We start from the raw sequence: 13,227 nt of genomic DNA, 5'->3' as shown, positions 1-13,227 counted from the left end.
ATGCGACCGGAGGGGGAACCGAGATGCCGCTGGAGTTCGGACTGTGGCGCGTGGACGACAAACCCGTGCGCGTCCTCAAGCGGCCGATGCCCCTGGAGTCCCGGCTCGAGGAACTCATCGAGGCGGATCCCGGCATCCTGGGGCATCCGCTGCTGCTGATAGGCCGTCAGGTTCCTACGCAGTACGGCAAGGTCGTCGACCTGCTCGGCATGGACGCCGAGGGGGGTCTGCACGTTCTGGAGCTCAAGAGGGACCGCACACCGCGCGAGGTGGTGGCCCAGGTGCTCGACTACGGTTCCTGGGTCCAGGCGCTCACCAACGAGCAGATCCGCGAGATCTACTCGTCCTACGCTCGTGGCAGGGGGCTTCCGGAGGAACTGGACGAGGCGTTCGCGCTGCGGTTCGGCGGCACCCCGCCGGAAGCGCTCAACGCGACCCACGCCCTCACCATCGTCGCGAGTGAGATCGACGCGGCCACGGAGCGCATCGTCACGTATCTCGCGTCCGGGTTCCAGGTGCCGGTCAACGTGCTCTTCTTCCGCTACTTCGAGGACGAGGGCCGCTCCTACCTGGCCCGTACCTGGCTGATGGACGAGGCGGAGACCGCGGCACCGGCGGCCGGAGGGAAGGGGCGCGGAAAGCAGGAGCCGTGGAACGGGACGGACTGGTACGTGTCGTTCGGCGATGAGCCTGGCGGCCGGAACTGGGACGACGCCTGTCGCTACGGATTCGTGTCGGCCGGCGGCGGGGAGTGGTTCTCGCGGACGTTGCGCTCCCTGCCACTCGGGGCGCGAATCTTCACCCACATACCCAAAGTGGGATACGTGGGTGTCGGCACGGTCTCCGGGGAGGCGCAGCCCTACGAGGACGCCGTTCTCGAAGTCGACGGTGACAGTCGGCGGATGGCCGACCTCCCCCTGACGGGCACCTACCGACGGGCCGGGGAGACGGCGGACCCGGGCGGGGAGGACGCTCGCGAGTGGGTCGTCCCGGTCACCTGGGAACGTGCCGTGCCGCGTGAGGCGGCGTTGTGGCGCACCGGGTTCTTCGCCAACCAGAACTCCGCGTGCAAGCTCCGCGCCCGCTTCACGATCGAAGAAGTGTCCCGCCACTTCGGCATCGACGCGGAGATCTCCTGATCGACGTCCAGCACGACCCAGCCCACCCGGGCGGATCCCGGCCCCGAACTCACCCCCGCGGAAGGCCGATCTCCGCGAGGTCCTTCGTGAGGTCGGCCAGGGTGATGTCCGGGTTCAGGAGTGTGACCACTTCCTCCGTCAGGGGGAGGGACGAGTAGACGTGGCGGACCGCCTCCAGGGGGACCGGGACCTCGTAGTAGTCCTCGGCCCACCGCTGGTACGCCTCGGGTGAGCGGTCCACCAGCAGCTGGAAGAGGTGTCCGGCACCGTCCGGGTCCCCGGTCCGCGAGTCCGGGAAGTCGATCGCCCCGGCGCGCCAGGCGTCGTCGCCCGCCTCGCGCCACAGGCACACGGTCACGACGGGCATCCCGTCCTCGTCGCAGAACGCGGGCTCCTCGACGCACCCCCGGAACACCTCGGGCACCTCGTCCAGCACCCCGGGCCACGGGCCGTCGTTCGCGTAAGGGCTCATGGGCGACTCGTGGTCGAATCCACGGATGTAGACACCGGCGGACGAGAAGACGACGGAGTACTCGTCGCCGGAGCCGTTGCTCATCAAGGCCGAAGACTCCCGCTCCGGCCAGCGGTCGGCGAAGGAGTGGTGGCGGTCCGGCCCGTCAGGGTCCAGAACCGCATCCAGGACGGCCAGGGCACGGCAGTGCTCACGCAGAACGGCTGCACCGGGCAGCTGCCGCGCGACATCAAGTACGGTCACCCGCACATCAAAGCGCACGGCACTGACAGGGCGTAGGCCGAGAGCGGCTCCGAGCGACCCTTGCGGCTCGCGCCCGCGTTCACCTGACCTGTGGCACACTGCCGCGATGACTCCAGAGGCGATCACCGCGGCCGCCGCCGGCACGTGGACCATGGGCGATCTCGTCGTCAACCGCGTCGGGTTCGGCGCGATGCGGCTGACGGGCAGTGCCGCCTTTCACCAAGGGAAGCCAAGCGACCGGGACCGTTCGATCGCCGTGCTGCGGCGGGCGGTCGAGCTGGGCGTCAACCACATCGACACCGCCGCGTTCTACTTCTCGTCCCTGCGCTCCGCGAACGAACTCATCAACAGCGCACTGGCCCCGTACCCGGACGACCTGGTGATCGCGGCCAAGGTCGGGCCGTACCGCGACTACTCGGGGGAGTGGCTCGCCCCGGCGCGACCCGAGGACCTGCGCGGCCATGTCGAGGAGAACCTGCGCCAGCTCGGCCGCGACCACCTCGACCTCGTGTACCTGAGGCGCATGCGGCAGGAGTCGATCTCCGAGCACTTCGGCGCGCTGGCCGAGCTGCGCCAGGCCGGACTGATCCGGCACCTCGGTGTCTCCTCCGTCGAACTCCGGCACCTCGCCGAGGCCCAGGCCATCGCGCCGGTGGTGAGCGTGCAGAACCAGTACGGACTCGGTGCGTCGGATCCCGGGACCGACAACGTCCTGCGGTCGTGCGCGGAACAGGGCATCGCCTTCGTGCCGTTCTTCGCCATCGCGGGCAAGGGCGGTGCGCAGGGCGCGGACGCCCCGGCAGGCCCGGACGACGACGCCGTACAGGCCGTCGCGCGGGCGCACGATGAGACGCCCGCGCAGATCCGCCTGGCCTGGACGTTGCGGCAGGGCCCGCACGTGCTGGCCATCCCCGGCACCGGCAATCCGGACCACCTTGCCGAGAACGTGGCAGCGGGCGCGCTCCGACTCACGGACGAGGAGACGGCCCGCCTCGACGCGGTGCATCAGGCGGCCCGATGAGAGTGGCCCGCACGCACGGCGGGCCACTCCCCGCCCGCCTCAACCCCCGCTCGCCCGAGGTCTGTTACGCGGTGTCACCGGCCCACAGTTCGGTGCTGTGGGCGCCGACGAGAGCGCCGATGCGGGTGAGTACGTCACCGGCCGGACGCGGGTCCAGCCGGCGGCCGTCACGCAGGCGCAGAGCGACCTGATCGTCGGCTGCCTCCTTGGCGCCGATGACGGCCTGGTAGGGAACCAGGCGTTCCTCCCTGATGCGGGCGCCCAGGCTGCCGCGTCCCGGTCCCACGATCCGGGCACGCAGTCCGAGACGGGCGCAGCGATCGGCGAGGGCCGCGGCGTCGGTCAGTTCGTCGTCGGAGACCGGGAGCACGACCAGCTGAGTGGGGGCGAGCCAGGCGGGGAAGGCGCCGCCGTGCTGTTCGACGAGATGGGCGACGGCTCGCTCCACGCTGCCGATGATGCTGCGGTGGACCATGACCGGGCGGTGTCTGGCGCCGTCCGCACCGATGTAGTGCAGGTCGAACCGCTCGGGCTGGTGGAAGTCGACCTGGACGGTGGACAGGGTCGACTCCCGGCCCGCCGCGTCGGTGACCTGGACGTCGATCTTGGGCCCGTAGAACGCGGCCTCTCCCTCGGCTGCCTCGTAGGCCAGACCGGAGCGGTCGAGGACGTCGGTCAGCAGGGCGGTGGACCGTTCCCACTTCTCGGGTGCGGCGACGTACTTGCCACCGCGGCCCGGCAGGGAGAGACGGTAGCGGGTCGCGGTGATGCCGAGCGCCGCGTACGCCTGCGCGATCAACTCCAACGCCGCCCGGGCCTCCTCGGCGACCTGGTCCAGGGTGCAGAAGATGTGCGCGTCGTTGAGCTGGATGGCCCGCACGCGGGTCAGTCCGCCCAGCACGCCCGAGAGTTCGGACCGGTACATGCCGCCGAGTTCGGCCATGCGCAGCGGCAGTTCGCGATAACTGTGCGAGCGGGAGCGGTAGATCACCGCGTGATGCGGGCACAGGCTCGGCCGCAGGACGACGTGCTCCCCGCCGAGGTCCATCGGGGGGAACATGTCGTCGCTGTAGTGCGCCCAGTGCCCGGAGATCTCGTACAACTCCCGCTTGCCGAGGACGGGTGAGTACACGTGCTGATAGCCCGCCCGCCGCTCGGCGGCACGGATGTACTCCTCCAGGGCGTGCCGCACGGCGGCGCCGTCGGGCAGCCAGTACGGCAGGCCGGCGCCGATCAGGGGATCGGTGTCGAACAGGTCCAGTTCACGGCCGAGTCTGCGGTGGTCGTGCGCGGTGGTCATCGCGGTCTCCTCGCTGGTGGCGGAGCGAGTGGCCGGGCATACGACGCAGCCCCGGGGCACTCGCCCCGGGGCTGCGGATCAGGTCGTCTGTCAGCGCGCCGGGACACTCTCCGGCGTCGTCGTGATCATGGCAGCGCGCTTCATGACGGGGACGTTAGCAGGGCGCGGCGATGTCCACAGGTCATTTTTCGTCGGCCGTGCCCGGGCGTGCGGAGGTGGCGACCCGCCGTACGGAAGCCTGAACGCCCCGCTGTGACAACGCAGTTGCCCGATCGTGCACCGCACGCGGTGAACGGGCCGACGGCGAACTACGACTGGCGCGCGTCGGCGATCCGGTCCAGTTCCCGCATCGCCTCGCTGTGCGCGCTCATCCGGCGGCTCACCGTGCCGGTCGTGAACAACGCGACGCCGACGACCGACACCGGCACGGAGAGACCGAGTACGGCGAGCGCCTCGGGCCAGTCGCGCTCGTTCCCGCAGTAGTCGTATCGCTGCAGCCCGTCGTTGGCCGTGCCGCGATCCGTGAACAGCCGCGACTCGCACTCCCTGGGGTACTGGTCGTCGGGCTTCCTCTCGACCTCGTAAGGCGTCAGTACGAGCACGGCGCACCACGCCCACAGGAGTCCCGCCAGAGCCAGCAGGCCGATGCCCCAGCCGCGTATCCGGCCGGACCGGTCGCGGAAGTCGAGGTCGTACTCACGTGATCGCATGACGGACGAATCTAGTGGCCGCGCAGCCGTCTTCACACATCGGCCGGACGGACGAGAGCGCCCCGCGGGAGCCGAAGCCGCCCTCGCTGCCGGAGCCGCCGCGAGGGGCGAGCCGCGAACAGTGAGGAGCCGGCCGCCGATCCGCACGGCAGCGGCCCCCGCGGCTAGCCGAGCCGCGCCGCGGCGTACGCCTCGATCGCGCCCCGCTGGTACGCGGCCGGCCCCGGAGCGATCGCCTCGTACGCGGCGGGCCAGGCGTCGTTGTCCACACACGCGCGCCCGATGGCCCGGTAGTTGCCCGGTAGTCCTCGGCGGACACGGCGCGCAGCCCCGTCAACGCCCTGCGCGAGTTCCCCGAGTCGGCCGGGACCCTTCGGTGTCACCACCGACGCCGTTTTGGACGGGCACAACGACGCCGTTCCGGACCGCCGTGTGCCCGCCGGTCAGTCCAGCTGGTCGTGCAGGAAGGACACCGTGCTCTGCCAGGCCTGCGCGGAGGACTTCGGGTCGTGGACCTCGGGGCGGCCGTCGTTGAAGAAGGCGTGCTGGGCCGGATAGACGCGGAAGTCCGGCGTGATGCCGGACTGCTGCTGGATCGCGGCCCGCAGCTGGTCCAGCTTCTCCGGCGGGATGCTCGTGTCGAGCTCGCCGTAGTGCCCCTGGACCTGGGCCTTGAGGGCGGAGAAGTCGGGCAGCTCACCCTGGATGACGCCGTAGTACGGGACGGCCACGCCGACCCGCGGGTCGGCCGCCGCCAGGTAGATCACGAAGCCGCCGCCCATGCAGAAGCCGACCGCGCCGACCGTCTCCGAGGTGACCTCGGGCAGGCCGAGCAGGTGGTCGACCGCGCCGGAGAGCAGCTCGACGCCGCGCGCCACGGGCAGGTCCTGCATCATCCGCAGGGCCTCGCCGCTCTCGTGGGCGACGTTGCCGCCGTAGAGGTCGGGAGCGAGGGCCACGAAGCCCTCCTGAGCGAGCCGGTCCGTGACGTCGGCGATGTGGTCGGTGAGGCCCCACCACTCCTGGATGACGATCACGCCGGGGCCCTGCCCGGACGGGGGCAGTGCCAGGTACCCGTGCGCGGTGGACCCGGCGCTGGGGAAGGTGACGTTCTGGTGGGCGGGGGCGCCGGTCGGCCTCGGCTTCTCGGTCATGCTCTCAACTCCTTTGGGGACAGCGCTGGGCGGGGGACTGGGTCCCGAGTCGATCTCCACGATGTCACGGGCGGACCCACACCCCGGTACCGGCCCGCGTGACCCGCCGGTACCGTCCGGCGACACCTATCCGTGCCGGTCCGCGACACCTACCCGTACCATCCGACGGCCCCCCCGGTACCGAGACGTAGGACCCGGCCGTACCGATCCGTGGGCCCGCAGACCCAGAGACCCTTCGTCCCGCCTCCAGGCGCCCGCGAGGACTCCCGAACACCGCCCCCGAACAGACGCCGCCGACCCCAGGCACCCCACCGTGGACACAGGCCCTTCGCCGATGCCGTACCCTAGCGTGTTACGTATAACTTCCGGAGAGGTCCTGATGAGACGCATCGCCCTGGTCACCCTCGTCGTCGACGACTACGACGAGGCGATCCGCTTCTACACCGAAGCCCTCGGGTTCCGGCTCGCCGAGGACGCCCCGCGGCCCGACGGCTCCCGCTGGGTCGTCGTCGAGCCGGGCGCCCCGGGCCAGGGCACCGGGCTGCTGCTGGCCCGCGCCAAGGACGACGCCCAGCGCGGCCGGGTCGGCGACCAGACCGGCGGGCGCGTGGGCTTCTTCCTGCACACCGACGACTTCGCCCGGGACCAGGAGAGGATGCGCCGCGCCGGTGTGACCTTCCTGGAGGAGCCGCGCCACGAGCCCTACGGCACGGTCGCCGTCTTCCAGGACCTGTACGGCAACCGCTGGGACCTGCTCCAGCCCGCCCCCGGCGCCTGAGCCCGCGCCCGCACCCCACTCCGCCCCACAAAGCCCGCCACCCGCACGACCAGCCGAGGAACCGAGACGCATGACCGCGCACCGCATCGACATCGACACCATCCGCCGCCTGCCGAAGGCGGTGCTGCACGACCACCTCGACGGCGGCCTGCGCCCCGCCACCCTGGTGGAGCTGGCCGCCGAGGTCGGCCACACGCTGCCCACCACCGACCCGCAGGCGCTCGCCGACTGGTACTACGAGGCCGCCAACTCCGGTGACCTGGTGCGGTACATAGCCACCTTCGAGCACACCCTCGCCGTCATGCAGACCCGCGAGGGCCTGCTGCGCACCGCCGAGGAGTACGTCCTCGACCTGGCCGCCGACGGGGTGGTCTACGGCGAGGTGCGCTACGCCCCCGAGCTGATGCTGAACGGCGGGCTGACCCTGCCCGAGGTCGTCGAGACGGTCCAGGAGGGCCTCGCGGCCGGTATGGCGAAGGCGGCGGCCGCCGGCACCCCGGTGCGGGTGGGCACCCTGCTGTGCGGGATGCGCATGTTCGACCGGACCCGGGAGATCGCGGACCTCGCGGTGGCGTTCCGGGACGGCGGTGTCGTCGGCTTCGACATCGCCGGCGCCGAGGACGGCTTCCCGCCGGCCGACCACCTGGCCGCCTTCGAGCACCTGCGCCGCGAGAGCGTGCCCTTCACCATCCACGCCGGTGAGGCGCACGGCCTGCCCAGCATCCACCAGGCCCTCCAGGTCTGCGGCGCCCAGCGCATCGGGCACGGCGTGCGCATCACGGAGGACATCGTGGACGGCAAGCTGGGCCGGCTCGCGGGCTGGGTGCGCGACCGCCGTATCGCCCTGGAGATGTGCCCGACGTCCAACCTCCAGACCGGCGCCGCGACCTCGATCGCGGACCACCCCATCACGGAGCTGCGCGACCTGGGCTTCCGCGTCACCCTCAACACCGACAACCGTCTGGTGTCCGGCACGACGATGACCCGCGAGATGTCCCTCCTGGTCGAGCACGCCGGCTGGACCGTCGAGGACCTGCGCACGGTCACGGTCAACGCCCTCAAGAGCGCCTTCATTCCGTTCGACGAGCGGGCCGCCCTCATCCGCGACGTCGTACTGCCCGGCTACGCCGCCGCCGCGTCCGGGCGTACGGACGCGGCGGCCGCCGCTCACGCGGGCGTCTGACTCCTCAGCGCCGCAGACCCCGGACGTACGCCGCCTGGCCGACGTGCTGGAGGTCGTCGGCCAGGACGCTGACCAGGCGCACGCCCAGGGTGACGGGCGGGTCCCACCGCTCGTCCACCACGCGCTCCAGGTCCTTGTCGGCCAGTCCGCGCAGGAGCGCCGACGTCTGTTCGTGCACGGCGTCGAAGTAGCCCGTCAGGAGGTCGCCCGAGTCCACCCGGACCCGGGCGACCTCCTCCGGCGTGTGCCCGTATCCGGTGTCCGACTCGGGCAGTCCGAGCGCGAAGCGGTCCGCCCAGCCGGCGGACAGCCAGACCTGTTCGCGGCCGGCCACGTCCGCGACGTGGTCGTCCTGCACGCGCGTGAGATGCCAGATCAGCCAGGCGATCGAGTTGGCCCCGTCCTGGGGCGGGGTGTTCAGCTCGTCGGCGGAGAGACCGCCGACGGCAGCGTGCACCTCCTCCTGGATGCGTCCGTAAGCTTCGGCGAGAACGTCCTTGGAATGCATGCCCCCCACCCTCTCTCAGCGGTGGCGTGAACGCGATCGACGCGCTGGCGTGTGTCCGTCACCGCCTCGGCGGCTCCCCGGGGGCCGAGCCGTGCCACTGAGCGGCCGGAATCCGACGGCCCGACCGCCTCCACCCCGCCCCGGCACACCCTGCGCCCGGCGTGAACTCACCCCGGCGGAACGGAAGGTGTCGCCGGCGACGGCGACGGCAAGAAGACGACGGGCTGCTCCGCAGGTACAAGTAGGGGTGGCGCGGTCCCGGCGGGTGTCCGGCCGGGACCGCGGCCCTCATCCGGTGGTGCAGGGCGTCCCGTTCAGCGTGAACGACGCCGGTTTCCCGGTGTCGCCGGAGTGGCTCGCCTGGAAGCCGATCTGCGTGGCGGCCCCGGCGGGCAGCGTGGAGTTGTACGACAGGCCCCGGGCGGTGACCGCGCCGCCGGCGGGGCTGTAGGCCGCTCCCCAGCCGGAGGTGATGGTCTGTCCGGGCGGCAGGGTGAAGGCGAGCGACCAGTCACGGACGGCGGCCGTCCCCGTGTTGGTGAGGGTGATGGTCGCCGTCAGGCCGCTGTTCCAGGCGTTGACGGTGTAGCCCACCCGGCACGCTCCCGGCGAGGGCTCGGGGCCCGGAGCGGTCGCGTCGAGACCGAAGAACGCGATCGCGCGTGCCGCCATGCCGGCGGTCGGCAGGGTGTGGCCGGTCCCCTGGATGCTGATCGCCTCCACGGGCGCCTGGGCGCCGGTGCCGCCGTGACGGGTCCGGGTCCAGCCGGACTGCGGCTGGTCGGTGTACGCGGGGGTCCGGCTCACCCCGTGCACGTTCGTCCACTGGTCGATCTCCTCGCCGAAGTTCGGGTAGCGCAGTGTGGTGTCCTCGGTGCCGTGCCAGATCTGCACGCGGGGGCGAGGACCGCTGTATCCGGGGTAGGCGGCCCGGGCCAGGTCGCCCCACTGCTGCGGGGTCCTGTCGACGGTGCCGTTGGCGCAGGCGCTGTTCCAGCCCGAGCCGTCGGTGGTGGCGAAGCAGGAGTGCGGTACGCCCATGAAGGCGGCCCCGGCCTTGAACACGTCGGGGTAGTCGCCCAGCAGCACGTTGGTCATCATGGCGCCCGAGGAGGCGCCGGTGACGTACACCCGCTCCGGGTCCGCGTTCAGATGCTGCTCGACGTACCCGACCATCGACCTGATGCCCACCGGGTCGCTGCCCCCGTCACGCCGGAGCGCCTGGGGCGAGGAGACGTCGAAGCAGTTCCCGCCGCGGGTCGCCGAGGGGTAGACGACGACGAACCCGTACCGGTCCGCGAGCGACGCGAACTCCGTGCCGGTGTGGAAGGCGGGTCCCGAACCGGTGCAGTAGTGCACCGCCACCAGCACGGCCGGCCGTGCGCGGACGCTGTCCGGCACGTACAGGTGCATCCGCAGACCGCTCGGGTTGGTGCCGAAGGAGGTCACCTCGGTGAGGGTGGCGGCCGACGCCGGGGGAGCGGCGGCGACGAGCAGGAGCGACGACAGCAGGGGCAGGACTCCCGCGAGGAGAGCCGTCAGCAGGGCTCGCACCGGTCGCCGTACGGCGGCAGGCTCGTGCGTGGATCCGCAGGTCATGTGCGCGTCCTTCCTGTGCGGGTTGCCGTACCGGGGAAGGCCGTCCGAACCCGCCTCGCGGGGCGGGGCGGACGGCCCGGACGACGCCGGTCAGGAGGCGGTGCAGCTCCCGAGCAGCGGCGGCGACGTGTTGCCGTTGGTCATGACGGTGAAGCCGAAGCTGGTCGACGCCCCGGCGGCCAGGCTGCCGTTGCCGTTCGGCCGCATCGTCATCACGTTGCCGCTGCTGTCCCAGGTGGGGGACCCGTTCCAGGTGGCGGAGACCTTCTGCGGCGGGGTCACGGTGACCGTCGCCGTCCAGCCGGTGATCGCGGTGCTGCCCGCGGTCACGGTCACCTGCCCGTTGAAGCCGCCGTTCCACTGCGCGGTCGTCGTGTAGGACACGGAGCAGGTGGCACCGCCGCCTCCGCCTCCGCCGCCCGTACCGCCGAGAGCGGAGATCACGGCGTCGTAGGCGGGCTTGGCGGCGTAGTTGCCGTCGAAGAGCAGGGGAGTGCCGCTGCTGCGCCAGGAGTACTTGTCGGTGATGCCCCAGACGGTGATGCCGGTGCACCGCGAGACCCCCAGACAGGCCTTGACCACGTTGCCGTAGCTGGTCGCCTGGGAGGAGCCGGAGCCCTCGATGTCCAGCTCGGTGATCTGTACGTCGACTCCGAGGTCGGCGAAGCGCTGGAGGTTGGCCCGGTAGTCGGAGGGCACCGGCGAGGCGCTGTTGAAGTGGGACTGGAAGCCCACGCAGTCGATCGGCACGCCGCGGGACTTGAAGTCCTTCACCATGTTGTAGACCGCGTTGCTCTTCGCGTTGACGCCGTCGGTGTTGTAGTCGTTGTAGCAGAGCTTGGCGGCAGGATCGGCGGTGCGCGCGGTGCGGAACGCCTCCTCGATGAAGCCGTTGCCGAGCCTGTCCTGGAACGGCGAGCTACGCCGTGCGCCGCTGCTCCCGTCCTGGAAGGCCTCGTTGACCACGTCCCACGAGTGGATCTTGCCCTTGTAGTGCTGCATGACCTGGGTGATGTGGTTGTTCATCGCGGAGCGGAGGTCGGAGGCGCCGAGTCCGCTCACCCAGCCGGGCAGTTGGGAGTGCCAGACCAGCGTGTGGCCGCGGATCTTCATGCCCTTGCTCTGAGCGTGGCCGACGATCTGGTCGGCCTGGCCGAAGCTGAACGAGTTCCGGTTCGGCTCGACGGCGTCCCACTTCATCTCGTTCTCCGGGGTCACCGAGGTGAACTCCCGGTCGAGGGTGGCCGCGTACGCCGACTCGCCGAGGTGGCCGGCCGCCACGGCGGTGCCGAAGTAGCGGCCCTGCGCGGCCGCCGCCGAACCGAGCGTGGTGGCGGCGTGGGCCGTGTCCGAGAGGGCTCCGACGCCGCCTGCGGCGAGGAGTCCCGCCGTGGCGAGGACGAGTGCCCTGCGGGCGCGGGACCGGCGGCGGGGCGGGGGTGCGGGCCCGCGGTCGACGGGCGGCGGGCTTGCAGTCATGTGCATGTCATCCCCTTCTACGGGTTGCCGGAGAGGTCCGGCAGCGTGCATGAGGGTGGGGCGGATGAGAGCGCGAGGCGCTGCATTCGAAAGTTGCGAGTGTGTTTCCGAATTGCTGCGCAGAACGTACGGGCAAGGGTCGTGCCGGTCAACTACTTGCGCGCAGATCCCGGGCCGTTGGGCCGAAAGGTGTGCAGGCGCGAAGGCGGTCCGGCCTCGTCGGTAACGGTTTGATCGCACGCCTGCACCCCCGTTGACCCCTGCGAAGTGCTCCTTTACGGTCCAGGAATCGCAGCGACTTTCGGCAATACAGCCGAAACTTTCGAAAGGTGCGCCATGAAGACACGTGCGCGGTTCCCCCGGATGCTCGCCGGAGGCGTGACGATGGCCCTGGCCCTGAGCCTGTCCGCCTGCGGGGACGGGGACAGCACGTCGTCCTCCGACGGGGGCAAGATCCACGTCCTCGTGTACGGGGACGCCACCAACAAGGTCGAGAAGCAGCTCGTCGCCGACTTCAACAAGACGTCCAAGGTCAAGGCCGTCCTGGACACCATCCCGGGCGCCGACTACCAGCAGAAGCTCCAGACGATCATCAGCACTCCGCAGGCTCCGGACGTCTTCTTCAACTGGGGCGGCGGCAGCATCCAGCCGTTCGTCAAGGCGGACCTGCTCCTGCCGCTGGACGACATGATCAAGGACGACCCCGACCTCAAGGCCAAGTTCCTCCCCTCGGTCTTCAACACGGCCGTGATCGACGGCAAGTCGTACGGCATACCGATGCGCGGCACCCAGCCCGTCCTGCTGTTCAGCAACAAGAAGGTGCTCTCCGAGGCGGGCGTCGAACAGCCCAAGACCTGGGACGAGTTGCTCGCCGCTGTCAAGAAGCTGAAGGCCGCCGACGTCACGCCGATCGCCCTCGGCGGCGGCGACCAGTGGCCGACACTGATGTGGTTCGAGTACCTCTACGACCGCGTCGCCGGTCCCGGGCTCTTCAAGAAGGCGCTCGACGGGGACAAGGACGCCTGGGCGAGCGCGGACAGCAAGAAGGCGCTGAGCATGCTCAAGGAGCTGATCGACGCCGGTGCCTTCGGGACCAACTTCGACTCGGTGAAGTTCACCGACGGCGGGTCGCCCGCCCTGCTGGCCGGCGGCAAGGCCGGCTTCGAACTGATGGGCTCCTGGGAGTACTCCACGCAGCAGGACGCCAACAAGGAGTTCGCCGAGAAGAACCTCGGCTACAGCGCCTTCCCGAGCATCGACGGCACCAAGGGCGACCCGGCCAACCTCGTCGGCAACACCAACAACTTCTACTCCGTGCTGAAGAAGACCAAGCACCCGGAGGCCGTCGCGGAGTTCATGAAGCTGATGTACTCGGACGGGTTCGTGAAGAAGCAGCTGTCCATCGGCAACCTGCCGACCACCACGAACACCGAGAAGTTCCTCGACACCGCCGCTAGCCCCGAGTACTCGCGCTACCAGTTCGACCTGGTGAAGAAGGCCCCGTCGTTCCAGCTGTCGTGGGACCAGGCGTACCCGCCGGCGGCCATCACGCCCATCCACCAGGCCGTGCAGCAGTTCTTCAACGGCCAGCTCGACGCGGACGGCTTCATCAAGGCCATGCAAGCCCTTCCGACCGCCTGA

The 13,227-nt window shown here is 70.7% G+C and carries 12 protein-coding genes and 1 pseudogene; 5 read left to right on the top strand and 8 right to left on the bottom strand.

Annotation, left to right across the window (positions count from 1 at the left end):
• Nucleotides 1-23 precede the first annotated feature (23 nt).
• Nucleotides 24-1,139: an endonuclease NucS domain-containing protein gene (locus ACFYQQ_RS13490; protein WP_355787218.1), complete on the top strand. Its 1,116-nt coding sequence runs from the start codon at nucleotides 24-26 to the stop codon at nucleotides 1,137-1,139.
• A gap of 49 nt (nucleotides 1,140-1,188) precedes the next feature.
• On the opposite strand, the gene ACFYQQ_RS13485 is transcribed toward ACFYQQ_RS13490, so the two are convergent.
• Nucleotides 1,189-1,854 carry a hypothetical protein gene (locus ACFYQQ_RS13485; RefSeq protein WP_355787221.1) on the bottom strand — a complete coding sequence of 222 codons (666 nt, stop codon included), beginning with the start codon at nucleotides 1,852-1,854 and terminating at the stop codon, nucleotides 1,189-1,191.
• A 106-nt stretch (nucleotides 1,855-1,960) separates the two neighbouring features.
• On the opposite strand from ACFYQQ_RS13485, the gene ACFYQQ_RS13480 reads away from it, so the two are divergent.
• Nucleotides 1,961-2,875 carry an aldo/keto reductase gene (locus ACFYQQ_RS13480; protein WP_355787224.1) on the top strand — a complete coding sequence of 305 codons (915 nt, stop codon included), beginning with the start codon at nucleotides 1,961-1,963 and terminating at the stop codon, nucleotides 2,873-2,875.
• A 64-nt stretch (nucleotides 2,876-2,939) separates the two neighbouring features.
• Here ACFYQQ_RS13480 and thrS read toward each other — a convergent pair whose 3' ends face one another.
• The 4 genes and pseudogenes from thrS to ACFYQQ_RS13460 all read right to left on the bottom strand — a co-directional run bounded on the left by thrS (nucleotide 2,940) and on the right by ACFYQQ_RS13460 (nucleotide 6,039).
• Nucleotides 2,940-4,175 (bottom strand): threonine--tRNA ligase, encoded by a 1,236-nt coding sequence (thrS, locus tag ACFYQQ_RS13475; protein ID WP_388904552.1) that lies wholly within the window; start codon nucleotides 4,173-4,175, stop codon nucleotides 2,940-2,942.
• Nucleotides 4,176-4,483: 308 nt separating this feature from the next.
• On the bottom strand, nucleotides 4,484-4,885 hold the full coding sequence (locus ACFYQQ_RS13470; RefSeq protein ID WP_356164222.1) for a hypothetical protein: 402 nt from the start codon (nucleotides 4,883-4,885) through the stop codon (nucleotides 4,484-4,486).
• 164 nt (nucleotides 4,886-5,049) lie between these two features.
• Nucleotides 5,050-5,228 (bottom strand): annotated as a pseudogene (locus ACFYQQ_RS13465) (MerR family transcriptional regulator); the annotation flags it as partial.
• 100 nt (nucleotides 5,229-5,328) lie between these two features.
• Complete coding sequence (locus ACFYQQ_RS13460) at nucleotides 5,329-6,039, bottom strand: dienelactone hydrolase family protein (RefSeq protein WP_355795406.1); 711 nt, start codon at nucleotides 6,037-6,039, stop codon at nucleotides 5,329-5,331.
• Nucleotides 6,040-6,418: 379 nt separating this feature from the next.
• On the opposite strand from ACFYQQ_RS13460, the gene ACFYQQ_RS13455 reads away from it, so the two are divergent.
• Complete coding sequence (locus ACFYQQ_RS13455; RefSeq protein ID WP_356164218.1) at nucleotides 6,419-6,817, top strand: VOC family protein; 399 nt, start codon at nucleotides 6,419-6,421, stop codon at nucleotides 6,815-6,817.
• Between the two features lie 70 nt (nucleotides 6,818-6,887).
• On the top strand, nucleotides 6,888-8,000 hold the full coding sequence (locus tag ACFYQQ_RS13450; RefSeq protein WP_356242847.1) for an adenosine deaminase: 1,113 nt from the start codon (nucleotides 6,888-6,890) through the stop codon (nucleotides 7,998-8,000).
• Nucleotides 8,001-8,004: 4 nt separating this feature from the next.
• Here the strand turns inward: ACFYQQ_RS13450 and ACFYQQ_RS13445 are convergent, their stop codons facing one another.
• The 3 genes from ACFYQQ_RS13445 to ACFYQQ_RS13435 form a co-directional block, all read right to left on the bottom strand.
• On the bottom strand, nucleotides 8,005-8,508 hold the full coding sequence (locus ACFYQQ_RS13445) for a DinB family protein (RefSeq protein WP_356242850.1): 504 nt from the start codon (nucleotides 8,506-8,508) through the stop codon (nucleotides 8,005-8,007).
• A 288-nt stretch (nucleotides 8,509-8,796) separates the two neighbouring features.
• A complete protein-coding gene (locus ACFYQQ_RS13440; protein ID WP_355790212.1) occupies nucleotides 8,797-10,107 on the bottom strand; it encodes a PHB depolymerase family esterase in 1,311 nt (436 codons plus the stop codon).
• A 90-nt stretch (nucleotides 10,108-10,197) separates the two neighbouring features.
• Nucleotides 10,198-11,586 (bottom strand): endo-1,4-beta-xylanase, encoded by a 1,389-nt coding sequence (locus ACFYQQ_RS13435; RefSeq protein WP_356242874.1) that lies wholly within the window; start codon nucleotides 11,584-11,586, stop codon nucleotides 10,198-10,200.
• 336 nt (nucleotides 11,587-11,922) lie between these two features.
• Here ACFYQQ_RS13435 and ACFYQQ_RS13430 point away from each other — a divergent pair, with 336 nt between their 5' ends.
• Nucleotides 11,923-13,227: an extracellular solute-binding protein gene (locus tag ACFYQQ_RS13430; protein WP_355792218.1), complete on the top strand. Its 1,305-nt coding sequence runs from the start codon at nucleotides 11,923-11,925 to the stop codon at nucleotides 13,225-13,227.

Source organism: Streptomyces sp. NPDC005496, assembly GCF_042872045.1.
In the GTDB taxonomy this organism is placed as follows: Bacteria; Actinomycetota; Actinomycetes; order Streptomycetales; family Streptomycetaceae; genus Streptomyces.
The sequence above is the reverse complement of the archived record's forward strand: the minus strand, read 5'-3'. Positions and strand labels throughout refer to the sequence as shown.